This window comes from Streptomyces sp. Ag109_G2-15, from assembly GCF_900215565.1.
Lineage (GTDB): Bacteria > Actinomycetota > Actinomycetes > Streptomycetales > Streptomycetaceae > Streptomyces > Streptomyces diastatochromogenes.
On the sequence record NZ_OCNI01000002.1, the window covers coordinates 782722 to 807256 of the forward strand.

Annotated in this window: 23 protein-coding genes; 14 read left to right on the forward strand and 9 right to left on the reverse strand. The window is 72.7% G+C overall.

Going from position 1 to position 24535, the window contains the following annotated elements; translation table 11 throughout:
* Positions 1-174: 174 nt before the first annotated feature.
* From CRP49_RS40015 to CRP49_RS40045, 7 genes are all read left to right on the forward strand, one after another.
* Entirely contained in the window at positions 175-657 is a 483-nt protein-coding gene (locus CRP49_RS40015) for a (2Fe-2S)-binding protein (protein ID WP_094222016.1), read from the forward strand.
* Positions 654-3017, forward strand: coding sequence for a xanthine dehydrogenase family protein molybdopterin-binding subunit (locus CRP49_RS40020; RefSeq protein WP_097258287.1), 2364 nt, complete (start codon positions 654-656; stop codon positions 3015-3017). The genes CRP49_RS40015 and CRP49_RS40020 overlap by 4 nt, the downstream gene beginning before the upstream one ends.
* Complete coding sequence (locus CRP49_RS40025; protein WP_097258288.1) at positions 3014-3868, forward strand: xanthine dehydrogenase family protein subunit M; 855 nt, start codon at positions 3014-3016, stop codon at positions 3866-3868. The genes CRP49_RS40020 and CRP49_RS40025 overlap by 4 nt, the downstream gene beginning before the upstream one ends.
* A gap of 15 nt (positions 3869-3883) precedes the next feature.
* Entirely contained in the window at positions 3884-4759 is an 876-nt protein-coding gene (locus CRP49_RS40030) for a MoxR family ATPase (protein WP_257033796.1), read from the forward strand.
* A gap of 242 nt (positions 4760-5001) precedes the next feature.
* A complete protein-coding gene (locus CRP49_RS40035; RefSeq protein ID WP_097259289.1) occupies positions 5002-6171 on the forward strand; it encodes a VWA domain-containing protein in 1170 nt (389 codons plus the stop codon).
* On the forward strand, positions 6164-7270 hold the full coding sequence (locus CRP49_RS40040) for an XdhC/CoxI family protein (protein WP_097258289.1): 1107 nt from the start codon (positions 6164-6166) through the stop codon (positions 7268-7270). Before CRP49_RS40035 ends, CRP49_RS40040 begins: the two co-directional genes overlap by 8 nt.
* 16 nt (positions 7271-7286) lie before the next feature.
* On the forward strand, positions 7287-7913 hold the full coding sequence (locus CRP49_RS40045) for an SRPBCC family protein (protein ID WP_097258290.1): 627 nt from the start codon (positions 7287-7289) through the stop codon (positions 7911-7913).
* 20 nt (positions 7914-7933) lie between these two features.
* Here CRP49_RS40045 and CRP49_RS40050 read toward each other — a convergent pair whose 3' ends face one another.
* Together CRP49_RS40050 and CRP49_RS40055 are read right to left on the reverse strand one after the other, a co-directional pair.
* Complete coding sequence (locus tag CRP49_RS40050; protein WP_097258291.1) at positions 7934-8521, reverse strand: GNAT family N-acetyltransferase; 588 nt, start codon at positions 8519-8521, stop codon at positions 7934-7936.
* 20 nt (positions 8522-8541) lie between these two features.
* Complete coding sequence (locus CRP49_RS40055) at positions 8542-9045, reverse strand: metallophosphoesterase (RefSeq protein WP_097258292.1); 504 nt, start codon at positions 9043-9045, stop codon at positions 8542-8544.
* A gap of 101 nt (positions 9046-9146) precedes the next feature.
* On the opposite strand from CRP49_RS40055, the gene CRP49_RS40060 reads away from it, so the two are divergent.
* From CRP49_RS40060 to rfbC, 5 genes are all read left to right on the forward strand, one after another.
* Entirely contained in the window at positions 9147-9584 is a 438-nt protein-coding gene (locus CRP49_RS40060) for a MarR family winged helix-turn-helix transcriptional regulator (protein ID WP_097258293.1), read from the forward strand.
* Entirely contained in the window at positions 9581-10972 is a 1392-nt protein-coding gene (locus CRP49_RS40065; protein WP_097258294.1) for an MFS transporter, read from the forward strand. The genes CRP49_RS40060 and CRP49_RS40065 overlap by 4 nt, the downstream gene beginning before the upstream one ends.
* A 7-nt stretch (positions 10973-10979) precedes the next feature.
* Positions 10980-11564: a hydrolase gene (locus tag CRP49_RS40070; protein WP_097258295.1), complete on the forward strand. Its 585-nt coding sequence runs from the start codon at positions 10980-10982 to the stop codon at positions 11562-11564.
* 126 nt (positions 11565-11690) lie between these two features.
* Positions 11691-13643: a glycosyltransferase family A protein gene (locus CRP49_RS40075; protein WP_097258296.1), complete on the forward strand. Its 1953-nt coding sequence runs from the start codon at positions 11691-11693 to the stop codon at positions 13641-13643.
* Between the two features lie 4 nt (positions 13644-13647).
* Positions 13648-14244 (forward strand): dTDP-4-dehydrorhamnose 3,5-epimerase, encoded by a 597-nt coding sequence (rfbC, locus tag CRP49_RS40080; protein WP_097258297.1) that lies wholly within the window; start codon positions 13648-13650, stop codon positions 14242-14244.
* A gap of 14 nt (positions 14245-14258) precedes the next feature.
* Here the strand turns inward: rfbC and CRP49_RS40085 are convergent, their stop codons facing one another.
* From CRP49_RS40085 to CRP49_RS40100, 4 genes are read right to left on the reverse strand one after another with little or no spacing between them, the layout of a single operon-like run.
* On the reverse strand, positions 14259-15062 hold the full coding sequence (locus CRP49_RS40085) for a class I SAM-dependent methyltransferase (RefSeq protein WP_097258298.1): 804 nt from the start codon (positions 15060-15062) through the stop codon (positions 14259-14261).
* Positions 15059-15925, reverse strand: coding sequence for a dTDP-4-dehydrorhamnose reductase (gene rfbD, locus CRP49_RS40090; RefSeq protein WP_097258299.1), 867 nt, complete (start codon positions 15923-15925; stop codon positions 15059-15061). Before rfbD ends, CRP49_RS40085 begins: the two co-directional genes overlap by 4 nt.
* The gene (gene rfbB / locus CRP49_RS40095; protein ID WP_097258300.1) at positions 15922-16893 is read right to left on the reverse strand and encodes a dTDP-glucose 4,6-dehydratase; all 972 of its coding nucleotides are present in this window, start codon (positions 16891-16893) and stop codon (positions 15922-15924) included. Before rfbB ends, rfbD begins: the two co-directional genes overlap by 4 nt.
* Entirely contained in the window at positions 16890-17957 is a 1068-nt protein-coding gene (locus CRP49_RS40100) for a glucose-1-phosphate thymidylyltransferase (RefSeq protein ID WP_097258301.1), read from the reverse strand. Before CRP49_RS40100 ends, rfbB begins: the two co-directional genes overlap by 4 nt.
* A gap of 141 nt (positions 17958-18098) precedes the next feature.
* On the opposite strand from CRP49_RS40100, the gene ctaD reads away from it, so the two are divergent.
* The gene (gene ctaD / locus CRP49_RS40105; RefSeq protein ID WP_179851995.1) at positions 18099-19763 is read left to right on the forward strand and encodes a cytochrome c oxidase subunit I; all 1665 of its coding nucleotides are present in this window, start codon (positions 18099-18101) and stop codon (positions 19761-19763) included.
* Positions 19760-20143, forward strand: a complete 384-nt coding sequence (locus tag CRP49_RS40110) for a cytochrome c oxidase subunit 4 (RefSeq protein WP_094221998.1) — start codon at positions 19760-19762, stop codon at positions 20141-20143. Before ctaD ends, CRP49_RS40110 begins: the two co-directional genes overlap by 4 nt.
* Here the strand turns inward: CRP49_RS40110 and CRP49_RS40115 are convergent.
* The 3 genes from CRP49_RS40115 to CRP49_RS40125 form a co-directional block, all read right to left on the reverse strand.
* A complete protein-coding gene (locus tag CRP49_RS40115; protein WP_097258303.1) occupies positions 20079-21572 on the reverse strand; it encodes a cytochrome bc complex cytochrome b subunit in 1494 nt (497 codons plus the stop codon). The two genes, CRP49_RS40110 and CRP49_RS40115, sit on opposite strands and share 65 nt — an antisense overlap.
* Positions 21569-21841: a hypothetical protein gene (locus CRP49_RS40120; RefSeq protein ID WP_097258304.1), complete on the reverse strand. Its 273-nt coding sequence runs from the start codon at positions 21839-21841 to the stop codon at positions 21569-21571. The genes CRP49_RS40115 and CRP49_RS40120 overlap by 4 nt, the downstream gene beginning before the upstream one ends.
* A gap of 80 nt (positions 21842-21921) precedes the next feature.
* The gene (locus CRP49_RS40125; protein ID WP_257033797.1) at positions 21922-24369 is read right to left on the reverse strand and encodes a SpoIIE family protein phosphatase; all 2448 of its coding nucleotides are present in this window, start codon (positions 24367-24369) and stop codon (positions 21922-21924) included.
* Between the last annotated feature and the right edge of the window lie 166 nt (positions 24370-24535).

Genomic DNA, 24535 nt, shown 5'->3' on the forward strand with positions numbered 1-24535 from the left:
CTGTGTGACGGCGGATCAGGAGCAGTGCAGCAGGGCACCTCCTCGACAGCAATGGATTAATGTTCAACAAAAGCCCGCCGCAGCACTCGCCGCCTCCAGAGCGCGGTCATAGAGTGACGTACATCACGTCGATCTGGCTGACTCTCGCTCCTGCCCGCACGGTCTGGAGGGCATATGACCCACATCAAGGTGAACGTGGACGGCACGACGTACGAGGACGACGTGGAACCCCGTCTGCTCCTGGCCCACTACCTGCGCGACCGCCTCGGCCTGACCGGCACCCCGATCGGCTGCGACACCTCGAACTGCGGCGCGTGCACGGTCGACCTGGACGGGGAGACCGTCAAGAGCTGCTCGGTGCTCGCCGTACAGGCGGACGGCGGCACGGTGACCACCGTCCAGGGGCTGGCCAAGGACGGGGAGTGGACCGCGCTGCAGCACGCCTTCCACGAGCGGCACGGTCTGCAGTGCGGCTACTGCACCCCCGGGATGATCATGGCGGCGCGCGATCTGCTGAGCGAGAACCCGCACCCCACCTCGGACGAGGTCCGGCAGGCCCTGGAGGGCAACCTGTGCCGGTGCACCGGTTACCAGAACATCGTCCGCGCGGTGCTCGCCGCCTCCGGGCAACAGGTCCCCGAGGAGGCCACGGCATGACCGATCAGGCCGTCGAACACGAGGTCGGCCGCTCCCGGCTGCGCAAGGAGGACGCCCGGCTGATCACCGGCCAGACCAACTGGACCGACAACATCCAGGTCGCCGGACTGCTGCACCTGGCCATCCTGCGCAGCCCGATGGCCCACGCCCGCATCACCCGGATCGACGTCTCCCCCGCCCTCGAACGCCCCGGTGTCGTCGCGGCGTTCAGCGGCGCCGACCTCGCCGAGGGGCTGGGCTCGCTGCCCTGCGCCTGGCCGGTGACCGAGGACATCGTGCTCCCCGACCACCCGCCGGTCGCCGTCGACGAGGTCCGCTACGCCGGTGACCCGGTGGCGGTCGTGGTGGCCCGCGACCGGTACGCGGCCGCCGACGCGCTGGAGGCCATCGAGGTCGACTACGACCCGCTGCCCCCGGTCCTGGACCTGGAGGCCGCGCTGGCGGAGGGCGCCCCGCTGGTCCATGCCGACAAGGGCACCAACCGCTGCTACACCTGGCCGCTCGCCACCGGCGAGAGCTTCGAGTCGGTCCGGCAGCGCGCCGAGGTCACGGTCAAGCGCCGCTACCACCAGCAGCGGCTCATCCCCAACGCCATGGAACCGCGCGCGGTCGTCGTCACCCCGCTCGCCGCCTCCGGCGAGTACACGGTCTACTCGGCGACCCAGATCCCGCACATCCTGCGGATCATGCTCGCCGTCGTCACCGGGATCCCCGAGCAGAAGCTGCGCGTGGTCGCCCCGGACGTGGGCGGCGGCTTCGGCTCCAAGCTCCAGGTGTACGGCGAGGAGGCCCTCGCACTCGCGGTCGCGCGCAAGCTCGGCCGTCCGGTGAAGTGGACCGAGTCCCGCTCCGAGGGCTACCTCGCGACCCACCACGGGCGCGGCATGATCCAGGACATCGAGGTCGCCGCGACCCGCGAGGGCAAGCTGCTGGGCCTGAAGGTGGACCTGCTCGCCGACATGGGCGCGTACCTGATGCTCGTCACCCCGGGCATCCCGCTCCTCGGCGCCTTCATGTACCCGGCGATCTACAAGATGGACGCCTACGAGTTCAACTGCACCGGCGTCTTCACCACCCGCACCCCCACCGACGCCTACCGCGGCGCCGGACGCCCGGAGGCCACCTTCGCCATCGAGCGGATCATGGACGAGCTGGCCGCCGAACTGCGCCTCGACCCGGTGGAGGTACGGCGCCGGAACTGGATCCGGCACGAGGAGTTCCCGTACACCTCGATCGCCGGGCTGACGTACGACAGCGGCAACTACGAGGCGGCGACCGCGAAGGCCCTCGCCCTGTTCGGGTACGACGATCTGCGCGCCGAGCAGCGCGAGCGCACCGAGCGCGGCGACCCCGTACGCCTCGGCATCGGCGTGTCGACGTACACCGAGATGTGCGGGCTGGCACCGAGCCGGGTGCTGCGCGACCTGAGGTACGCGGCCGGCGGCTGGGAGGCGGCGAGCATCCGCATGCTGCCCACCGGCAAGGTCGAGGTGGTCACCGGCACCAGCCCGCACGGGCAGGGCCACGAGACCTGCTGGAGCCAGATCGCCGCCGATGTGCTGGGCGTGCCGTTCGACGACGTCGAGGTGCTGCACGGCGACACGCAGGCGGCACCGCAGGGCATGGACACCTACGGCTCGCGGTCGCTGTCCGTCGGCGGCGAGGCCGTGCACCGGGCGGCGACGAAGGTGGTCGAGAAGGCCCGGAAGGTCGCAGCCCATCTGCTGGAGGCGAGCGAGCAGGACCTGGAGTTCACGAACGGCGTGTTCTCCGTGAAGGGCTCCCCGGAGGCGCGCAAGAGCATCCAGGAGATCGCCTTCGAGGCGTTCACCTCGCACGATCTGCCCGACGGCGTCGAGCCGTCCATCAACGCCGAGACCCTGGTCGACCCGGAGAACTTCTCCTACCCGCACGGCACCCACCTGTGCGCGGTCGAGGTCGACACGGAGACCGGGCGGACGCGGATCAGGTCGTACGTCTGCGTCGACGACGTCGGCCGGGTCGTCAACCCGATGATCGTCGAGGGCCAGGTGCACGGCGGGATCGCGCAGGGCATCGCGCAGGCGCTGTACGAGGAGGCCGTGTACGACGCCGAGGGCAACCTCGTCTCCGGCACCATGGCCGACTACCTCGTGCCGTCGGCGCCGGACCTGCCGGACTTCGTGACCGGCCGGACGGAGACCCCGGCGGCCTCGAACTCCATGGGGGTCAAGGGGGTCGGGGAGGCCGGGACGATCGCGTCGACGCCCGCCGTGGTCAACGCCGTCGTGGACGCGCTCAGGCCGCTGGGCGTGCACGACGTGCGGATGCCCTGTACCCCCGAGCGGGTGTGGCGCGCGGTGAAGGAGGCGTCGGCATGATTCCCCCGGCATTCGAGTACGCCCGTCCGACCAGCGTCGACGAGGCGGTGCGCGCGCTCGCCGACGCGGGTGAGGAGGCGAAGGTGCTGGCCGGCGGGCAGAGCCTGCTGCCGCTGCTGCGGCTGCGGCTCGCCTTCCCCGAGCTGGTCGTGGACGTGGGCCGGATCCCGGAGCTGCGCGGGGTCCGCGAGGACGGCGACACGCTCGTCATCGGCGCGCTGACCACGCACCACGACGTGATCCGTGACCCGCTGGTGCGCCGGCACGCCGGTCTGCTCGCGGAGGCGACGGCCACGGTCGCCGACCCCGCGGTACGGCACCGGGGCACCCTGGGCGGCTCGCTCGCGCACGCCGACCCCGCGGGTGACCTGCCCGCGGTGGTGCTGGCGCTGGACGGCGAGATGGTCGTCGCCGGGCCGAGCGGGCGTCGTACGGTCCCGGCCCGGGACTTCTTCGTCGACTACCTCCAGTCCGCCCTGGCCCCCGACGAACTCCTGGTGGAGGTGCGGGTGCCGAAGGCGGACGGCTGGAGTTACCACTACGAGAAGTTCCACCGGGTCGCGCAGGCCTGGGCGATCGTCGGCGTGGCCGCGCTCGTACGGCGCGACGACGGGCGGATCGCCGAGGCGCGCATCGGGCTCACCAACATGGGGTCGACCCCGCTGCGGGCCACGGCTGCCGAGGAGGCGCTGGCCGGTGCCGACGGTCTCGATGCCGTGGCGCGGGCTTCCGAGGCGGCGGCCGAGGGCACCCGGCCGTCGCAGGACCTGTCCGCCTCGCCCGAGTACCGGGAGCACCTCGCGCGGGTGCTGACCCGGCGGGCGGTGCTGACCGCCAGCGGAATGGGGTGAGCGTCGATCACCCGGATGGACGACCCGGAGCAGGTGCGGGGCCGCCTGGAGGAGACGGGGTACCTCGTCGACGAAGGGCTGGCCGTCACCTGCTTCCTGGCCCTGAGGCTGCACCGGCCGCTCTTCTGCGAGGGCGACGCGGGCGTGGGCAAGACCGCGCTCGCGACCGCCCTGGCCGGGGCGCTGGACGCGCCGCTGATCCGCCTGCAGTGCCACGAGGGCATCGACGCCTCCCAGGCCCTGTACGACTGGGACTTCCCACGTCAGCTGCTGCACCTGAGGGCCGCCGAGGCGGCCGGGGTCCACGACGCGGACCGTCTGGAGAGCGAGCTGTACGACCGGCGCTTCCTCATCGCCCGGCCGCTGCTGCTGGCGCTGCAGACGCAGCCGTCGGTGCTGCTGGTCGACGAGATCGACCGGGCCGACGACGAGTTCGAGGCGTTCCTGCTGGAGCTGCTGTCCGAGTACTCGGTCACGATTCCGGAGCTGGGCACCCTGCGGGCCGACGAGCCGCCGGTGGTCGTACTGACCTCGAACCGGACCCGGGAGGTGCACGACGCGCTGAAGCGGCGGTGCCTGTACCACTGGTTCGACCATCCCTCCTTCGCCCGCGAACTGGCCATCGTGCGCACCCGGTTGCCGCAGGTGTCGGCACGGCTGGCCGAACAGGTCACGGCCCTGGTGCAGGCCCTGCGGGGCGTGGACCTGCTCAAACCCCCCGGCGTGGCCGAGACGATCGACTGGGCCGAGGCCCTGAACGCGCTCGGCGCGAACGAGGTGGACGCCGACCTGGCCGTGGCGACACTGGGCTCGGTCCTGAAGTACCGGGAGGACGCGGACCGGGCACGGGGCCTCGATCTCGCGGCGGTCCTGGCGACGCGGGGAACGTGAGCGCCGTGGCCGCGTCGGGACACAACGGGAAAGGGCCGTCGGGGACCGGGAATCGAGGTCCGCGTGACCCGGGCATGCCGACGGCCCTGAGCAACACGCCCGGATCGGGACCCAGCGCGAACGGGCCATCGGGAGCCGGGGGCCAGGGTCCGCGTGACCCGGCCGGGCGGGGGAACGTGAGCAGCACGCCCGGATCGGAAACCGGGCACCGGCCTCCGCGCGGACCGGGGGGTGTGGTCGGGATGGGTGAGGGCGGGGCCGCAGCGGCGGATGCCGTGTTGCTCGGGTTTGTGCGGGCGGTGCGGGCGGCGGGGGTCGAGGCGAGTGCCGAGCGGGCGTACGCCTTTCTGCGGGCCGTGGACGTGCTGCGGCCCGGGGTGCGGGCCGATGTGTACTGGGCAGGGCGGGCGACGCTGTGCGGTGGGCACGACGATCTGGAGCGGTACGAGCGGGTGTTCGCCGCGTACTTCGGGCCGTCGGGCGAGTCCGCCCGGCCGGTGGTGCGGCACGCCCCTCCGCCCCGGCTGCGGCTCGTCACGCGGGACGCGCCCGCCGGGAGCCGTGCCCCCGGCGAGGGCGAGCCCGCGGGGCCGCCGACGGCCACGCTCGCCAGCGCCACCGAGGTGCTGCGGCACCGCGACGTCGGCGAACTGGACGCGGCCGAGCGCGCCCATCTCCACCGGCTGCTGGCCGCGTTCGCGCTGTCCGGGCAGACCCGGCGCTCCGCGCGGCGGCGGCCGGCCCGGCGCGGGGACGTCGACCCGCGCCGCACCGTACGGGAACTGCTGCGGCGGGGCGGGGAGCCGGCCCGGCTGCGGCGGCACGCGCGCGTGGTCCGGCCCCGCCGGGTCGTGCTGCTCGTCGACGTGAGTGGGTCGATGGCGCCGTACGCCGACGCGCTGCTCAGGTTCGCGCATGCCGCGGTGCGCGGGGGCCGTACGGAGGTGTTCACGATCGGCACCCGGCTGACCCGGGTGACCCGGGAACTCTCGCACCGCGACCCGGACCTGGCGATGGCGGCGCTCGCGGCGGCCGTCCCCGACTGGCGCGGCGGCACCCGGCTGGGCGAGCTGCTGCGTGAGTTCCTCAACCGCTGGGGCCAGCGCGGCATGGCGCGCGGCGCGGTCGTCGTGCTGCTCTCGGACGGCTGGGAGCGCGATGATCCGGAGCTGCTCGGCGCGCAGATGCGCCGTCTGCACGGGCTGGCGCACCGGGTGATCTGGGCGAACCCGCGCAAGGCACGCCCGGGTTACGCGCCCCTCGCGGCCGGGATGGCGGCGGCCCTGCCCAGCGTGGACGACTTCGTCGAGGGGCACAGCCTGGGAGCGCTGGAGCGGCTCGCGGCGGTGGTGCGCGGGGCGGAGGCCGAGGGGGTCTCCGTGGCGCGGGTGAGAGGAGCGGAGCGTGCGTGAGATTCTGCCGGCGCTGGAACGCTGGTACGCGGCCCGGATCCCGTTCGGTCTGGCCACGGTCGTCGCGGTCAGCCGCAGCGCACCGCGCGGACCCGGCGCCGCCATGGCGGTGGGGTCCGACGACGAGGTCGTGGGCAGTGTGTCCGGGGGCTGTGTCGAAGGGGCGGTGTTCGAGCTGGCGCAGGAGGTGGTGGCGAGCGGCGAGGCACGGCTGGAGACCTTCGGGTACAGCGACGAGGACGCGTTCGCGGTCGGGCTCACCTGCGGTGGCGAGATCACGTTGCTGGTGCGGCCGGTGACGCCCGAGACCGACCCCGCGTTCGGGGCGGTCGCCGGGTCCGTCGCCGCGGGTGAGCCGGTGACCGTGGCCACGGTGGTGGACGGGCCCGCCCCGCGCGGGGCCACGCTGGCCGTCTGGCAAGGCACCGAGGCCGGCACGCTCGGTACGGCCGGGCTCGATGTCGCGGTGACCGCCGACGCGCGGGGCGAACTCGCCCTCGGCGCCTCGCTGCTGAGGCACTACGGGCCGCACGGGGAGCGCCGCGAGGACGCCGTCACGGTGTTCCTGCAGTCGTTCGCGCCACCGCCGCGCATGCTGGTCTTCGGCGCGATCGACTACGCGGCCTCGGTGGCCCGCATCGGAGACTTCCTCGGCTACCGGGTCACCGTGTGCGACGCCCGCCCGGTCTTCGCCACACCCAAGCGGTTCCCGGCGGGCGTGGAGGTCGTCGTGGAATGGCCGCACCGCTACCTCGGGGGCACCGAGACCGACGAGCGGACGGTGATCTGCGTCCTCACCCACGACCCGAAGTTCGACGTGCCGCTGCTCGAGGAGGCGCTGCGCCGGCCGGCCGCCTACATCGGGGCGATGGGCAGCCGCCGTACCCACGACGAACGGCGTGAACGGCTGACCGAGGCCGGTCTCACCGAGGCCGAGCTGTCCCGGCTGCGCTCGCCGCTCGGGCTCGACCTGGGCGCCCGTACGCCCGAGGAGGTCGCCGTGTCCGTCGCCGCCGAGATCGTCGCCCTGCGCTGGGGCGGCAGCGGCGCGCCCCTGACCACGACCGCCGGGGCCATCCACCCACGCGCCACGCCCTGAGGGCGAGGAGGAAGTCATGGAGCTGCACCACGAGTTCACCGTCCCCGTCGCTGTCGACGACGCCTGGCGCGCGCTCCTCGACATCGAACGCGTCGCGCCCTGCCTGCCGGGGGCGGTGGTGGATGAGTACGACGGCACGACGGTGACCGGCTCGGTGAAGGTCAAGGTCGGCCCGGTCTCCCTGCTCTACCGGGGCACCGCGGTCTTCGAGGAGCAGGACGCGGCGGCGCACCGCATGGTGCTCGTGGCGAGCGGTCGCGAGACCCGGGGTCAGGGCACGGCCCGGGCGACGGTCACCGGCACGCTGAGCGGACGCGACGGCGGTACGGCGGTGTCGGTGCGGACCGACCTGACGGTGACCGGCCGCCCGGCGCAGTTCGGGCGTGGCCTGCTGTCGGAGGTGGGAGACCGGCTGGTGGGCCAGTTCGCGACCTGCCTGGCGCAGCGGCTGACCGAACAGCCCCCGCAGACCGCCGAACCGCCCGCCGAGGAGGAGGCAGCGGAGTCACTCGACCTCCTGCGGGCAGCCGCGGTACCGGTGGCCAAGCGGGCCGCCGTCGCGGTGGCGGTGGGCGTCGTACTGGCACTGGTCGCCGTGCGGGCACGACAGTGCAGGCGGGCCCGGTCGGCCCGGCGCCGGTAGCCGCGGCCCGCCCCCGGGCATCAGGCGCCCTCCACCACCAGCGCATGCAGATGCTCGTCATGCCACCCGTCGGCATGCAGCAGCGAGGAGCGCATCGTGCCCTCGAAGGCGTAGCCGAGCTTCTCCGCGACGCGGCAGGACGCCGGGTTGGCGACCGCGTGGCACAGGCGCAGGCGGTGCAGGCCCAGGTCGTCCAGGGCCCAGCGGCTCAGCCTGCGGGCCGCCTCGACGACGATGCCGCCGCCGCGGGAGTCGGGCAGCACCCAGTACATGATCTCGGCGTTGCCGCCCGCCAGGTTGACGTCGTGGAGCCCGGCGAGCCCGAGGGGCGGGCCGCCGGGCCGGGCGATGGCCCATACGGCGCCGGTCTCGGCGCGCCACCGCTCGTGCATGCGCTCGATCCGGGCCCGCGCCTCGTCACGGCTGCGGACGGAGAACAGGTTCCACAGCTGGATCGCCGGGTCCTGTCCGGCGGTGAGCAGCGCGTCGGCGTCGTCGGCCCGCCAGGGCCGCAGCTCCAGGCCGCCCGGCAGACCGAGGACGGGCTGGTCGCGCTCGGCCATGCTGCCCGCGGGTACGACGTCGGGTATGTCGTAGTCGGAGATCATCGACGCATCGTGCCACAGCCCTACCGGCGCTGCGGCAGAAGCCGCAGGGTGACGTCGGTGAGCGCGCCGTCGGCGAGGGTCGCCGTGAGGTAGGTGCAGTGCGGCCGACGGCGGCGGTCGGTCGGGGAACCGGGGTTGAGCAGCCGCAGCCCGCCAAGGGCGACGGTGTCCCAGGGGATGTGGCTGTGGCCGAAGACCAGTACGTCCAGGTCGGGAAAGCGGGCGGCACAGCGTGCCTCGCGGCCCTGTGCGGGGCCGGTCTCGTGCACCACGCCGAAGCGCAGGCCGCCCAGTTCGGCGTACGCCACCTCGGGGAGCCGGGCGCGCAGCTCGGGGCCGTCGTTGTTGCCGTACACACCGATCAGCCGGCGGCTGCGCCGCTCCAGCAGGTCGAGGGTCGCGGTGTCGACCCAGTCACCGGCGTGGAACACGACGTCCGCGTGCGGGAGTTCGGCGAGCAGCTGGTCCGGAAGCCGCTTGGCGCGCTTGGGGAGGTGGGTGTCGGACATCAGCAGGAGACGCACCCCACCAGCGTAGGCAGCTCGGGAGGCGCTCCCGATAATGTTCAGGCAAAACTGAACAGTCTGAACTGGACAGTCCCTCCTGACGGTCCTACGCTGACGGCATGGCTCACATCTCGGACTCCGCCGCCCGCACCGCGCGCGACCTGCGCGTGGTGTTCAGCCGGCTGCGGCGCCGTATCCGCGAGGTCGCGCAGGACTCCGACCTGACCCCGCCGCAGGAGTCGGCACTCTCCCTGGTCGGCAAGCACGGCGCGGCCACGGCCAGCGCGCTGGCCGCCGCGGAGGGCGTACGGCCCCAGTCCATGGCGAGCACGCTGGCCGCCCTGGACCAGCACGGCCTGATCCGGCGCGCCCCGGACCCCGACGACGGCCGCCGCCAGCTGGTCACCCTGACCGAGGCCGGTCGAGCCCGGGTCGAGGGCAACAAGCAGCTGCGCGAGGAGTGGCTGGCCCGCGCCTTCGAGGACCGCTACACCGAGGAGGAGCGGCAGACCGTCCTGAAGGCGCTGGAGCTGCTGGAACGGCTCTCGCGGCCGTGATACCGAGGCTCACCCCGCGCACCGGGCGGACCGCCCGCCCCTCCCCCACCGGATTCGACCGCCGGCTGATCGCGCCGATGGTCCTGGGTTCCGTACTGAACCCGGTCAACTCGTCGATGATCGCCGTGGCGCTGGTGCCGATCGGCGTCGCCTTCGGGGCGCCGCCCGCCGAGACGGTCTGGCTGGTCTCGGCGCTCTACCTGGCCACGGCCGTCGGCCAGCCCGTCATCGGCCGGCTGGTGGACATGTACGGCCCGCGCCGGCTCTACCTCACCGGTGCGGCCCTGGTCGGCGTCGCCGGCCTGCTGGGTGCGTGCGCGCCCTCGCTCGGCTGGCTGATCGCGGCCCGCGTGCTGCTCGGGTTCGGGACGTCGGCCGCGTACCCGGCGGCGATGCGGCTGACCCGCGCCGAGGCCGAACGCACCGGGCAGGACAGCCCGGCGGGCGTGCTGACCGCGCTGGCCGTGGCGAGCCAGACGGTGGCGGTGGTGGGCCCCGCGCTGGGCGGACTGCTGATCGGGTTCGGCGGCTGGCGTGCCGTGTTCTGCGTCAACGTGCCGCTCTCCGCCGCCTGTCTGATCCTGGGCACCCTGCGGCTGCCGAGAACCGAGGGTCAGCGCAGGCGCGGCGTGGATCTGCCCGGCATGGCCCTGTTCGCCGTGCTGCTGGTCGCGCTGATGCTGTTCCTGATGGACCCGGGCGCCGGCCGCTGGTACCTCCCGGTGCTGTCCACCGCCGCCGCCGCCGCGTTCGCGGTGCGCGAGCTGCGGGTGCCGGACCCCTTCATCGACCTGAGGGTGCTCGGCGGCAACGGCCCGCTGCTCGCCACCTACCTGCGCCAGTTCCTCGCCTACACCACCGCCTACGCCTTCATGTACGGCTACACGCAGTGGCTGCAGCAGGGCCGCGGGCTGGGCGCCGCCACCGCCGGTCTCGCGCTGCTGCCGCTGTCGGTGGCCGCGCTCACCGCCGCCACGCTCACCGGGCGCCGTGAGGCGGTGCGCACCAAGCTGCTCATGGGCTCGGTGCTGCAGATCGCCGGCAGTGCCGTGCTGCTCCTGGTCCGCGCGGACAGCCCGCTGTGGCTGCTGCTCGCGGTCGGCGTGCTGCTCGGTGTCCCGCAGGGCCTCGTCGGGCTGGCCACGCAGAACGCCCTGTACCGGCAGGCCGACCCGGAGCGGATCGCGTCGGCGGCCGGACTGCTGCGGACCTTCATGTACCTCGGCGCGCTGGGCGCGTCCGCCGCCACCGCGGCGTTCTACCCGCACCGCGCCGACACGGCCGGGCTGCACGGCCTGGCCCTGTTCATGCTCGCCGGCTCGGCCCTCCTGCTGGCGACCACCCTCCCCGACCGTTCACTCGGCCGGCCCACCCCCCGAAAGGCCTGATCACCCCATGTCCGTCAGCACCCTCGACCCCCGTACCGCCCTCGTCGTGATCGACCTGCAGAACGGCATCGTGGGCATGCCCACCCAGCCGCACGCCGCCGCGGACGTGGTGGCCCGCACGGTCGAACTCGCCGACGCCTTCCGGGCCCGCGACCTGCCCGTGGTCCTGGTCCGGGTCTCCTTCGGGTCCGACTGGGCGGACGCCGTCCCCGGCCGGACCGAGCGCCAGGCGCGCGGTCTCTCCTTCCCGGAGGGCTGGGACGTCATCGTCGACGAGCTGTCCGGCCACCCCGGCGACATCCGCGTCACCAAGCACAACTGGAGCGCCCTGTACGGCACCGACCTGGACGTGCAGCTGCGTCGTCGCGGCATCACCCAGATCGTGCTGACCGGCATCGCCACCAGCATCGGCGTCGAGTCCACCGCCCGCGACGCCTACGCCCACGGCTATAACGTCACCCTGGCCACCGACGCCATGGCCGACAGCGACGCCGAGGCGCACGCGGGCAGCGTGGAGCGGATCTTCCCGCGGCTCGGCGAGAGCGGTACGACGGCGGAGATCCTGGAGCTGCTGGCCAAGGCCCACGCCTGACCGGTCAGTTGGGGCAACCGTGGTGCGGGCGGGCGTCCGCCCGCACCAGGGACCGGGTTAACATTCGGCCACGCGCACCGTGCCACCCAGGCCACGGAAAGCGAACCAAGGGGGCTCGGAAGCCGGATGCCGGTCAAGGTCAGCGTCGTCGTACCCGTGTACAACCCGGGGCCGTACATCGAGGACTGCGTCGCCTCGCTGCTGCGGCAGTCGCTGCCGCCCGACGAGTTCGAGGTCCTCTTCGTCGACGACGGCTCCACCGACGCCACCCCGGCCCGGCTGGACGCGCTCGCCGCCGAGCACCCGCACATCAGGGTCATCCACCAGGAGAACTCCGGCTGGTCCGGCAAGCCCCGCAACGTGGGCATCGAGGCCGCCCGGGGCGAGTTCGTGATGTTCGTCGACAACGACGACCACCTCGGCGACGAGGCCCTGGAGCGGATGTACGAGTACGGGGTGGAGAACAAGGCCGACGTGATCGTCGGCAAGATGGCCGGGAAGGGCCGCCCGGCGCCGGTGGAGCTGTTCCGCCGCAACCACCCGTACGCCACGGTGGACAACGCCCCGCTGATCGACAGCCTCACCCCGCACAAGATGCTCCGGCGCTCCTTCCTGGACCGCACCGGGCTGAGGTTCCCGGAGGGCCCGCGGCGCCTCGAGGACCACGTCTTCATCGCCGAGGCCTATCTGCGCGCCGACAACGTGTCGGTGCTCAGCGACTACGTCTGCTACTACCACGTCAGACGCGAGGACGCCTCCAACGCCGGTTTCCAGCGCTTCGAGCCGGTCGGCTACTTCAAGAACCTCCGCGAGGCCCTGGACGTCGTCGAGCGGTACACCGAGCCCGGCCCGCTGCGCGACAAGCTGCTGCGCCGCTGGCTGCGGGTGGAGATGGTCGAGCGGATGAGCGGGCGCCGGCTGCTGGCGATGCCGGACGACTACCGGCGCGAGCTGTTCCGGGAGATGCACGCGGTGGTCGTCGAGCGCTTCGGCCCCGGCGTCGCCCCCGGGCTGCGGCCGGGCCAGCGGGTCGTCGCCGCGCTGATCCGGGAGGACCGGTACGACGACCTGGTCGCCTACGCCGAGTGGGAGGCCGCTGTCCGGCCCAAGGCCGTCCCGACGGGCGTCGAGTGGCACGACGGGACGCTGCGGGTGCGGTTCACCGCCGAATACACCGATGCCGACGGCCCGTTGACCGTGCGCGCCGACGGGCCGCGGCCCTCGGCCGACGGTGCGCCCGCCGACCTCGCCGAGGCGGTGTCCTGGCTGGCCACGGCCGCCACCGACGGCTTCGAGAAGGCGACCGCCGACCTGGTCCTGCGCGACCGGCAGACCGCCGCCTCCTTCTTCCAGCCTGTGGAGGTCACCCGGGAACGCGTGGCGGCCGGGGACGGCCGGACCAGGCTGGTGCTGCGCGGCACGGCCACCGTCGACCCCGCCGCGGCGGCGGACGGCGCCCCGCTGCACGGCGGCCTGTGGGACGCCTACGTCCGGGTCGGGCTCGGCGGCTGGACCAAGGAGTGCCGGCTGGGCCCCGCACCGGCCGAGCGCCGCACGCTGCCACCCGCCGGGATCGTCGCGCACCGGGTCGTGCTGCCGTACTGGACGAAGCAGCACGCCAACCTCTCCCTGGACGTGGACCGCGCCTCCAAGGCCCTCGGTCTGACCGCGCTCACCCCCGCCGACGCCACGGTCACCCCCGACGACCTGCTGACCGTCGCTCTGCCCCTGTACGTGCCGGACAGCGCCGACGTCACGGTCCGGCTGGCCGACACCGCCTCGGACCGCACCTTCCACCAGGCCTCGGGGCTCGTCCCCGCGGACGGCGCGGGCTCGCTGCTGCAGGTCTGGGTGCCGCTGCGGCAGATGCGGAACGCGACCTGGCGGATCGAGGTGTGCCTGGTCGGCGGCCCCGGGGACCGGCGCTTCCACCGGCTGCCGCTGGTCCTCAGGGTGGGCCGGGCCCGGGGCGATGCGGAGGTGGCCCGTCCGGCGCCGCCCGGTCTGCTGCAGCGGCTGCTGCGCAGGGCACGGGGCATGCTGGGAGCGGCGCTGAAGAAGACGACAGGGAAGGCGTGACGGAGTGCGACAGCTGGAGATAGCCGACTCCTGGGTCCTCGAGCCCAAGGCGTTCCCGGACGAGCGGGGCAGCTTCCACGAGTGGTACCGGGGCGAGGAGTTCCGGGAGGCCACCGGCTACGACCTCACGCTCGCCCAGGCCAACTGCTCGGTGTCCCGGCGGGGCGTGCTGCGCGGCGTCCACTTCGCCGACGTACCGCCCGGGCAGGCCAAGTACGTCACCTGCGTGCGCGGTGCCGTCCTGGACGTCGTGGTGGACATCCGGGTCGGCTCGCCCACCTTCGGGCAGTGGGAGGCCGTACGCCTCGACGACGACAACCGGCACGCCGTGTTCCTCGCGGAGGGCCTCGGGCACGCCTTCATGGCGCTGACCGACGACGCCACCGTGGTGTACCTGTGCTCGGCCGGGTACGCGCCGAAGCGCGAGCACGCCGTGCACCCCCTCGACCCCGACCTGGCCATCGCCTGGCCGGAGGGCATCGAGCCGGTACTGTCGGCCAAGGACGCCGACGCGCCCACGCTCGCCGAGGCGGAGCGGTCCGGGCTGCTGCCCACCTACGCGGACTGCTCCGCCCACTACGAGCGGCTGCGCGGCCGGTAAGCCGGCCGCCGGGTTCAATGGCCGGCGCTGTACGGGGACACCGCGCGGCGCAGCTGCTCCCAGCCGCGCGAGCGCTTGGTCCCGCGGTTGCGGGCCGCGACGAGCGGCTTCCAGAAGCCCGCGCCGAGGAACTCCTCGGGCTTGGCGGCCGTGGTGCGCTCCAGGACGGACTCGGGGACCTTCTGCGGGTCGGGGACCTCGAACTCCGCGATGATCTCGTCGTACTTGTCCTTGAGCACGGTGTTCTCGGGGTCGGCGCCGAAGACCACCAGCTGGCCGGTGGGCGCGGTGTCGACCAGGACCGTGACCAGGTCGGGGCGGTGGCGGTGCAGGATCTCGACGAGCTTGTAGACGTCCCCGGTCCAGGCGTTGGTGTGCCGGTCGCGGGCGGCCTCGTCGATGTTGCGCGGCAGCATGTCGTCGAAGACGATCACGCTGGCCCAGTCGGAGTGCTGCTCGATGTTGATGAAGTCCCGCAGCGCGTACTCGAACAGGTGCATGCCGTCGATGAACGACAGGTCCAGCGTGGTGCGCTGCCAGTAGCCGAAGGGGCTGCGGTTGCGGGCCAGGTTGCGCAGCGGGTGGCGGCCGCCCCTGAGGTGCGCGAGGGGGTTGTCGCGGGCGAAGAAGTCGTCGCTGGTCGCCTTCGCCAGGTGCACGTCGCAGCGGATCTCCGTGACCACCTTGAACGCCGGGTCGATCGCGATGCTGGGCACCCGGGACAGCGTCAGGCTGCGGCCGTCGTTGACGCCGATCTCCAGGTAGTTGCGGTTCGCGGTGACCTTGTGGAGTTCCCGCAGGAACTCGTGCCGTTTCACTGGGACATCTCCTTGCGGATGAGAGGCAGGGCTTCGGACAGGGCGGACCGCCAGTCCCGCGGCGGTGCCAGACCGGCCTCCCGCCAGCGGGCGTGCCCGAGGGCGCTGTAGGCGGGCCGGGGCGCGGGCCGGGTGAAGGACCGGCTGTCGGTGGGGCGCACCCGGTCCGGGTCGGCGCCGGCCAGCCGGAACACCTCGCGGGCCAGCTCGTACCAGCTGGCCTCGCCGGATCCGGTGGCGTGGAAGATGCCGTGCGCGGTGGTGGCGCCGAGGTCCGCGATCCGGGCGGCCACGTCGGCGCTCCAGGTCGGCTGCCCGCGCTGGTCGTCGACGACGTCGACGGTGTCGCGGCGGGCCTCCAGTTCGAGCATTGTGCGCACGAAGCTGCGGCCGTGGACGCCGTACAGCCAGGCGGTGCGCACCACGGCCGCGGCGCCCGGGAGTTCGGCCAGTACGGCCCGCTCCCCGGCGAGCTTGGTGCGGCCGTAGGCGGTGCGCGGGGCCGGCGGGTGGTCCTCCGGGTAGGGGGTGGCGCGGGTCTCGCCGGAGAAGACGTAGTCGGTGGAGACGTGGATCAGGCGGGCACCGTGTGCAGCGCAGGCGCGGGCGAGCAGCCGGGGGCCGTCGCCGTTGACGCGCAGGGCGCGTGCCTCGTCGGTCTCGGCGTCGTCGACGGCCGTGTAGGCGGCGCAGTTGACGACCACGTCGGGTCGGTGGGCGTCGAACGCGCGCTGTACGGCGTCGGGTTCGGTGATGTCGAGCGTCACCCGGTCGAGTCCGGTGACGTCCTCGCCGCGGTCCAGCAACTCCCGGACGGAGTCGTGGCCGAGCATCCCGCCCGCGCCGGTGACCAGCCACCTCATCGGGCACCCTGCTTCTTCAGCGGCTCCCACCAGGCGCGGTTGTCCCGGTACCAGGCGACGGTGTCGGCGAGCCCGGTGGTGAAGTCACGGCGTGGGCGGTAGCCGAGTTCGTCCCGGGCCTTGCTCCAGTCGACCGAGTAGCGCAGGTCGTGGCCCTTGCGGTCGGTCACGTACTCGACCCGGTCCCAGCCGGCGCCGCACGCGTCCAGGAGCAGGCCGGTGAGTTCCCTGTTGCTCAGTTCGGTGCCGCCGCCGATGTTGTACACCTCGCCGGGCCGGCCCTTGGTGCGCACGAGGTCGATGCCCTGGCAGTGGTCCTCGACGTGCAGCCAGTCGCGGACGTTGCGCCCGTCGCCGTACAGCGGGACGTTCAGACCGTCGAGCAGGTTGGTCACGAAGAGCGGGATGACCTTCTCGGGGAACTGGTGCGGCCCGTAGTTGTTGGAACAGCGGGTGACACGGACGTCCAGGCCGTGGGTGCGGTGACAGGCCAGGGCGAGCAGGTCCGAGGAGGCCTTGGACGCGGAGTACGGCGAGTTGGGCGCCAGCGGGTGCGTCTCCGGCCAGGAACCGGACTCGATGGAGCCGTACACCTCGTCCGTGGAGATGTGCACGAACGGGCCGACACCGTGCCGCAGCGCCGCGTCCAGCAGGGTCTGCGTGCCCACCACGTTGGTTCGGACGAACTCCCCCGCCCCGTCGATGGACCGGTCGACATGCGACTCGGCGGCGAAGTGCACCACCTGGTCGGCGTCCGCCATCAGCTGGTCCACCAGGCCCGCGTCACAGACGTCACCCCGCACGAACTCCAGGCGGGGATGGTCGGCGGGGAGGTTGGTCAGCGTGCCGGCGTAGGTGAGCTTGTCCAGCACGGTGATGGTGGGCGCGTCGGGCGAGTCGTCGGCGAGGAGCGCGCGGACGTACGTGGAGCCGATGAACCCGGCGGCGCCGGTGACGAGGAGGTTCATGAACGGATCTGCACCTTGCTGTGGTCTCCGAGGACTAGACGGTGGGCACTGGGTACGCCGGACGCCGGGGTCACCTCGACGTGCCGGCCGATCAGCGAGGACTCGATACGGCCCACCCCGGTGATCGAGGAGTCCCGCAGCACGATGGAGAACTCCAGTTCGCTGTCGGTGATCCGGCAGTTCTCCGCGATCGAGGTGAAGGGGCCGACGTAGGAGTCGCTGACGACGGTCCCGGCTCCGATGACGGCCGGGCCGACGATCCGGGAGTTGGTGATCCGCGCGCCCTCCTCGATCACCACCCGGCCGACGGTCTCGGACGCGTCGTCCACCTCGCCGTCGATGCGCCGCCGCACGCCTTCGAGAACGGTCCGGTTGACCTCCAGCATGTCGCCGACGTTGCCGGTGTCCTTCCAGTAGCCCTCGATGACGGTGGACCGCACGTCGGCCCGCGTGTCGATGAGGTGCTGGAGGGCATGGGTGATCTCCAGCTCGCCCCGCCGGGACGGCCTGATGGCGCGTACGGCCTCGTGGATCGCCGGGGTGAACAGGTAGACGCCGACGAGCGCGAGGGCGCTCCTGGGGTGCTCCGGCTTCTCCTCCAGGCCGATCACCTGGCCGTCCGCGTCGAGTTCGGCGACGCCGAAGGAGCGCGGGTCGGGGACGTGGGTGAGGAGGATCTGGGCGTCGGGCCGGCCGGCCCGGAACGCGTCGACGAGGTCGCGGATGCCGCCGACGACGAAGTTGTCCCCGAGGTACATCACGAAGTCGTCGTCGCCGAGGAAGTCCCGGGCGATCAGCACCGCGTGGGCGAGTCCGAGGGGGCGCTCCTGGGGGATGTAGGTGACGTCGAGGCCGAACTTCGACCCGTCGCCGACCGCCTCCTCGATCTCCGCCGCGGTGTCCCCGACGATCATCCCGACCTCGGTGATCCCCGCTTCGGCGAGGGATTCGAGGCCGTAGAAGAGCACGGGCTTGTTGGCCACCGGCACCAGCTGTTTCGCCGAGGTGTGGGTGATCGGGCGCAGTCGGGTACCGGCTCCACCGGAGAGCACCAGAGCCTTCATTGGCCATACCTTAACGGTGATCGTCCGCATCGGACCTTCGTTTGTCCTACTGGTTTGTCACGACGGTGTGGCTCGGGTGCCGTCGGCGATTCACATGGTGTCCATGCGGTACCGTCACCGGCGATGACGGAACTACCCGATATGTCGGACACCAGAGGGATCGTCGAGCGGTACACGGCCCCTGCCCCGCGGCCCGGCCGGACCCTGCTGCGCTGGGCCGTCACGACCGATCACAAGGTGATCGGCCGGCTCTACATGGTCACGGCGTTCTGCTTCTTCCTCTTCGCCGGACTGCTGGCCCTCGCGATGCGCGCCGAACTGGCCCGGCCGGGGCTGCAGTTCCTGAGCGAGCAGGGCTACAACGAGTTCTTCACCATCCACGGCACGATCATGATGCTGCTGTTCGCGACGCCGATGTTCGCCGGGTTCACGAACGCCGTGATGCCGCTGCAGATCGGCGCGCCGGACGTGGCCTTCCCGCGGCTGAACGCGCTGTCGTACTGGATGTACCTGTTCGGCGGGCTGATGGTGGTGTCCGGGTTCCTGGTGCCGGGCGGTGCCGCCGCGTTCGGCTGGTTCGCGTACGCGCCGCTGAACAGCGCCTACTTCGCCCCCGGCGCGGGCGGCGACCTGTGGGCGATGGGGCTGGTGGTGGCCGGTGTGTCGACGACGCTGGGCGCGGTCAACTTCATCGCGACGATCCTGTGCCTGCGCGCGCCGGGCATGACCATGTTCCGGATGCCGATGTTCACCTGGAACGTGCTGTTCACCTCGATCCTGATCCTGCCCGCGTTCCCGGTGCTGGCGGCGGACCTGCTGGCGCTGGAGTCGGACCGGAAGTTCGGCTCGCACGTCTTCGACGCGGCTAACGGGGGCGCGCTGCTGTGGCAGCACCTGTTCTGGTTCTTCGGGCATCCCGAGGTCTACATCGTGGCGCTGCCGTTCTTCGGGATCATCTCGGAGATCATCCCGGTCTTCTCCCGCAAGCCGCTGTTCGGCTATCTGCCGATGATCGGGGCGACGATCGCGATCACCATGCTGTCGGCGGTGGTGTGGGCGCACCACATGTTCGCGACCGGTGCGGTGCTGCTGCCGTTCTTCTCGATCATGTCGTTCCTGATCGCGGTGCCCACGGGCATCAAGTTCTTCGCCTGGATCGGGACGATGGTCCGCGGGTCCGTCTCGTTCGAGACGCCGATGCTGTGGTCGCTGGGGTTCCTGGTGTCCTTCCTGCTGGGCGGGTTGAGCGGGGTGCTGATCGCCTCGCCGCCGCTGGACTTCCATCTGACCGACTCGTACTTCATCGTCGCGCACCTGCACTACGTGCTGTTCGGGACGGTGGTGTTCGCGATGTTCGCCGGCTTCTACTTCTGGTGGCCGAAGTTCACCGGGAAGATGCTGGACGAGCGGCTCGGGAAACTGCACTTCTGGCTGCTGTTCCCGGCGTTCCAGCTGACCTTCTTCGTGCAGCACTGGCTCGGCGAGGAGGGGATGCCCCGCCGGTACGCGGACTACCTGCCCTCGGACGGCTTCACGCTGCTCAACACCCTCTCGTCGGCGGGGGCGTTCCTGCTCGGTGTCTCCACGCTGCCGTTCCTCTACAACGTCTGGCGCACCTCGACGAAGGCCGAGAAGGTCACCGAGGACGACCCATGGGGGTGGGGACGGGGCCTGGAGTGGGCGACGTCCTGCCCGCCACCGCGCCACAACTTCCAGGCGCTGCCCCGGGTGCGGTCGGAGTCGCCGGCCTTCGACCTGCATCATCCGGAGGTCGTGCGGCAGGCGGAGGAGGAGGGCCTGCGATGAGGACCGAGGCGATGCTGTTCGGCGGGGTGGCGGTGTTCTTCGGCGGGTCCGCCGCCCTGTACGGGGTGTGGTCGCAGGACGACACGGGCACGACCGTGCTGGTCGTCGCGTGCGGGATGGCGGCGCTGGTCGCCTTCTTCTGTCTGATCCAGTACCGGCGCCGGGGGAAGCGGGCGCAGGACCGTCCGGACGCGGAGGTGGCGGACGGTGCCGGGCCGGTGGCGTTCTTCCCGCACGAGAGCCTGTGGCCGATCGTCACCGCGCTCGGGTTCGCGGTGGCGGCGACCGGCGTGGTCTTCGGGCTGTGGCTGTTCCTCATCGGTCTGGGCGTGCTGGCCCGCGGGGTGTTCGGGATGGTGTTCCAGTACGTCCACCGGTGAGCGGCCTGCGCGGTGCGCCGGGCCGGAACCGCTCGACGGGCTCGTGGTCGCTGTCGTAGCCGCCGGTCACGCTCTGCCGGATCTCGCCCGTGGACACGCCCTCGGCGAGGCGCCGGCACTCGGCCTCCGTCAGCGCCCGGCACAGCCAGCGGGTCACCAGGAAGGCGAGGACCGGGGCCACCACGAGGGCGACGCGCAGCACCCAGGTCAGGGCGTTGACGGAGATGCGGAAGGTCAGGGCGATGATGTCGTTGCCGCCGGCCAGCAGCAGCACGGCGTAGAAGACGGTGCCCGCCACGCCGAGGCCGGTGCGCACGGGGCGCTCGCGCGGCCGGTCGCACAGGTGCTGCTCGTGCTGCCACTCCCCGGTCAGGCGCTGCTCCACGAACGGGTAGGCGTACAGCACGGTGAAGAGCAGCCCGGGCAGGACGACGGCCGGGAGCAGCACGTTCCACATGAGGGTGTGTCCGGCCAGGTTGGTCTCCCACGCCGGCACCAGTCGCAGGGCGCCTTCCAGGAAGCCGACGTACCAGTCGGGCTGGGAGCCGGTGGAGACCACGTCGGGGCGGTAGGGGCCGTAGTTCCAGATCGGGTTGACCTGGGCGAGGCCGGACAGCAGCACGAGCACGCCGGAGAGGGTGAGGGCCAGCCCCGAGGTGAGGGCGGTGAAGTGCGGGAAGAGCGGCTTTCCGAGGGCGTTGCGGTTGGTGCGGCGGGGGCCGCGCCACTGGGTGTGCTTCAGGTAGAACACCAGGGTCAGATGCACCGTCACCAGGGCGATGAGGGCGCCCGGGAGGAGCAGGATGTGCATCGGGTAGAGCCGGGTGATGATGTCGTGGCCGGGGAACTGGCCGCCGAAGACGAAGAAGGCCACGTACGTGCCGACCACCGGGAGGGAGAGCATGATGCCCTGGGCGATGCGCAGGCCGGTGCCGGAGAGCAGGTCGTCGGGGAGCGAGTAGCCGGCGAAGCCCTCGGCGAGCGCGAGGACGAACAGGGTGAGCCCGATCGCCCAGTTCAGCTCGCGGGGCCGGCGGAAGGCGCCGGTGAAGAAGATCCGCAGCATGTGCAGGCCGATCGCGGCGACGAACACCAGCGCGGCCCAGTGGTGGGCCTGCCGGATCAGCAGTCCGCCGCGCACGTCGAAGCTGATGCGCAGGGTGGAGTCGAAGGCCGCCGACATGAGCACGCCGCGCAGCGGCGCGTAGGAGCCGGCGTAGACGACCTCGCGCATCTCCGGCTGGAAGAAGAACGTCAGCCACACCCCGGTCACGATCAGCACGAGGAGGCTGTAGAGGGCGAGTTCACCGAGCAGGAAGGACCAGTGCTCGGGGAAGGCCTTGCGCAGCAGCGCCCCGCCCTCCAGGACCGGCAGCCGGGCGTCGGCCGCGTCCGCGAGCCGCTCGGCGCGGCGGCCGGCTCGGCTCATGTGTCCTCCGCTGCCGCCGCCCGCTCCACCTCGGCCTCCACCTCGGCGCGCGGCCGGCCGGTCTCCCGCGCGTACTCGCTCACCGCGGTCTGCACGTCCCGGGCCAGCTCCCGCCAGGCACGCAGGGCCGTCTCGTAAGTGTCCGACTGGACGCCGGTCATCCCCCGCTCGGCGGGCGGTCCGTAGGTGTCGCGCAGCTCGTCGACCATGCGGTGCGCCGCGTCGGCCGCGCGCTGCTTCTCCACCAGTTCCTCGAAGGTGTGTGCCACGACAGGAGACCCTAGGCACGGCGGGCCTGCAGGCCCCTCCGACCTGCCGGGAGCGGCCCCGACCGCTACCCGAGTGGCCGTCAGGCATCGGGTACGACGTCGGCCCACACCTGTTTGCCGCCGCTGACCGGCACCGTCCCCCAGGCCTCCGACACGGCCTCCACCAGCAGGATGCCGCGGCCGCCGGTGGCCTCCCAGCCGATGTTGGTGGGCTTGACGGGGCTGCGCGGCGAGGAGTCGGCGACGGCGAGCCGCAGCCGGTGGTTGACCAGGCTGAGGTCGAGGCGGACCTGGCCGTCGGTGTGCACGAGGGCGTTGGTGACCAGCTCGGAGACGACGAGGAGGGCCGTGTCCATGGTGTCGGGCGGGACGCCCCAGGTGCGCAGGGTGCGCCGGGTGAAGCGGCGGGCGTGCCGCACGGCTTCGGGGACCCGCCACACGGTCCAGGTCTCGCGCAGCGGGCGTACGGCCATGCCGTCGTAGCGCATCAGCAGCAGGGCGACGTCGTCGCCGCGGTGGGCGCCGGTGAGCAGGGCGTCGGCGACGAGGCCCAGGTGGCCGGGGTCGGCGGCGGCGAGTTCGCCGGTGAGCCGGTCGAGGCCTTCGTCGATGTCGGACTCGGCGGACTCCACCAGGCCGTCGGTCGTGAGCGCGAGGACCGTGCCGGGCTGGAACCGGAGCGGGGCCATCGGGAACTCGGCCTGGATGGACACACCGAGCGGCGGGCCGCCCTCGGCCTCGACGATCTCGGTGGAGCCGTCCGGGTGGCGCAGTACCGGCGGCAGATGACCGGCACGCACGCACCAGGCGGTGCCCTGCTCCATGTCGACGTCGACGTAGCAGCAGGTGGCGAAGAGGTCGGTCTCCATGTCCAGCAGCAGCCGGTTGGCGTGCGCGACCACGACGTCCGGGGCGTGGCCCTCGACGGCGTAGGCCCGCAGGGCGGTGCGCATCTGGCCCATCAGGGTGGCGGCGCCCGCGTTGTGGCCCTGGACGTCGCCGATGACGAGGGCCACGTGGTTGTCGGCGAGCGGGATCACGTCGTACCAGTCGCCGCCGACCTCGAGCCCGGCGGTGGTGGGCAGGTACCGGGCGACGGCGACCGCGCCGGGCAGCCGGGGCAGGCGGCGCGGCAGCAGGGTGCGCTGGAGCATGCCGACGAGTTCGTGCTCGGCGTCGAAGGCATGGGCGCGCAGCAGGGCCTGGCCGGTGAGGCCCGCGCTGGCGGTGAGCAGGGCGCGCTCGTCGGGGCCGAACTCGTGCGGGCGGTCCCAGCCGATCAGGCAGGCGCCGGCCATGCGGCCGGCCGCGGGCAGCGGCAGCACGGCGAGGCCGCCGGGGCCCACGTCGGCGAGGGCGGGCTCCAGCGGGGAGCCGGCGGGCCAGATCCGGGCGCGCCCCTCGCGCAGGGCGGCGGCCAGGGTCGGCATGGCACGCACCGGCGCGTCGGGCCATTCGCTGCGCCACTCGCTGCGCCACAGCTCGGGCCAGGCCTCGGGTTCGGGCGGGTCGAGGACAGTGACGACCAGGCGGTCGTTCTCCAGCTCGGCGAGGGCGATGCGGTCGGCCTTGAGGGGTTTGCGCAGGGCGGCGACGACGGCCTGGCCGACGTCCTTGACGGTGCCTGCCATGGCGAGGGCGGCCGCCAGGCGCTGTACGCGGGCCACGTCGGTGACGTCGGAGCGCAGGGTGGAGGCGTCCGCGACGGTGCCGACGAGCCGGGAGGGGCGCCCCTCGCCGCCGGGCAGCAGCCGGCCGCTCAGCCGGAGCCACTTGGGCGGGCCTGAGGGCTGCAGGATGCGGAACTCCAGCTCGCGGTCGCCGATGGACATGTGGTCGGCCTCGACCACCGACATCAGGGCGGGCAGGTCCTCGGGCACGGTGAGGGCGAGCAGGGTCTCCACCTTGCCGTCGAACGCGTCCCGGCCGATCCCGAACAGGCTGAGGATCTCGTCGCCGACCTCGACCCGGCCGGTGTCCATGGCCAGGCTGAACGCGTCGCGGGGCAGCTCGCCGGTGTCGGCGGCCGGGCCGGTCCGGAGGGGCACGGCGACCGCCCGGGCGATCAGCTCCAGGCAGGCGCGGTCGTCGGTGCCGAAGCCGCCCGGGTGCTCGCTGACGGCGAGCAGACAGCCGCTGGCGGCCGCACCGAGCGGCAGCGCGCCCACGGAGAACTCGGCCGACGGTGTGCGGCGGGCCTCGGGGCAGTCGGCCAGCTCGTCCGGGCCGAGCCACCCGGGCCGCCCCGTGCGGTGGGCCTCGGCGACCGGGGAGCCGCCGGCGGCCGGATAGCCGTCGCGCAGGCCGTACAGCGTGCGGGGCAGGCCCGCCGACTCGGTCAGGTACAGCACGGAGGGGTCGTCGCCGGGCACGTAGACGCCCACGAACGCCGCCCCGGCGAACACGAGTGCCTGTTCGAGGACCCGGCGCAGTCGGTCGGGAGAGGCGGGTGCGGCGATGAGTGTTTCCAGGGCGATCCCGGCACGCTCGGCTCTCGTTCTGCGCACCGCAGCACCCTCACTGGCCACTTCGTCATTACAGCGCGTATGGGCCGCCTGCGCAGCCCCTGTGAAGGCTCCGCGTGCCGTCTGTGCGGACATCGCTCGAAAGCCGCCGAACACATCTTTACCCATGCGTTCCGCACGGTGATCTCGTGACAGTCGTGACTGTCCGCGACCGTCCGCCTGCTGCGAG

Coding starts and splice junctions, on each gene's coding strand:
- CRP49_RS40015 (WP_094222016.1), top strand. CDS start 175: ATGACCCACATCAAGGTGAACGTGGACGGCACGACGTACGAGGACGAC.
- CRP49_RS40020 (WP_097258287.1), top strand. CDS start 654: ATGACCGATCAGGCCGTCGAACACGAGGTCGGCCGCTCCCGGCTGCGC.
- CRP49_RS40025 (WP_097258288.1), top strand. CDS start 3,014: ATGATTCCCCCGGCATTCGAGTACGCCCGTCCGACCAGCGTCGACGAG.
- CRP49_RS40030 (WP_257033796.1), top strand. CDS start 3,884: ATGGACGACCCGGAGCAGGTGCGGGGCCGCCTGGAGGAGACGGGGTAC.
- CRP49_RS40035 (WP_097259289.1), top strand. CDS start 5,002: ATGGGTGAGGGCGGGGCCGCAGCGGCGGATGCCGTGTTGCTCGGGTTT.
- CRP49_RS40045 (WP_097258290.1), top strand. CDS start 7,287: ATGGAGCTGCACCACGAGTTCACCGTCCCCGTCGCTGTCGACGACGCC.
- CRP49_RS40050 (WP_097258291.1), bottom strand. CDS start 8,521: ATGATCTCCGACTACGACATACCCGACGTCGTACCCGCGGGCAGCATG.
- CRP49_RS40060 (WP_097258293.1), top strand. CDS start 9,147: ATGGCTCACATCTCGGACTCCGCCGCCCGCACCGCGCGCGACCTGCGC.
- CRP49_RS40070 (WP_097258295.1), top strand. CDS start 10,980: ATGTCCGTCAGCACCCTCGACCCCCGTACCGCCCTCGTCGTGATCGAC.
- CRP49_RS40075 (WP_097258296.1), top strand. CDS start 11,691: ATGCCGGTCAAGGTCAGCGTCGTCGTACCCGTGTACAACCCGGGGCCG.
- rfbD (WP_097258299.1), bottom strand. CDS start 15,925: ATGAGGTGGCTGGTCACCGGCGCGGGCGGGATGCTCGGCCACGACTCC.
- rfbB (WP_097258300.1), bottom strand. CDS start 16,893: ATGAACCTCCTCGTCACCGGCGCCGCCGGGTTCATCGGCTCCACGTAC.
- CRP49_RS40100 (WP_097258301.1), bottom strand. CDS start 17,957: ATGAAGGCTCTGGTGCTCTCCGGTGGAGCCGGTACCCGACTGCGCCCG.
- ctaD (WP_179851995.1), top strand. CDS start 18,099: ATGTCGGACACCAGAGGGATCGTCGAGCGGTACACGGCCCCTGCCCCG.
- CRP49_RS40110 (WP_094221998.1), top strand. CDS start 19,760: ATGAGGACCGAGGCGATGCTGTTCGGCGGGGTGGCGGTGTTCTTCGGC.
- CRP49_RS40115 (WP_097258303.1), bottom strand. CDS start 21,572: ATGAGCCGAGCCGGCCGCCGCGCCGAGCGGCTCGCGGACGCGGCCGAC.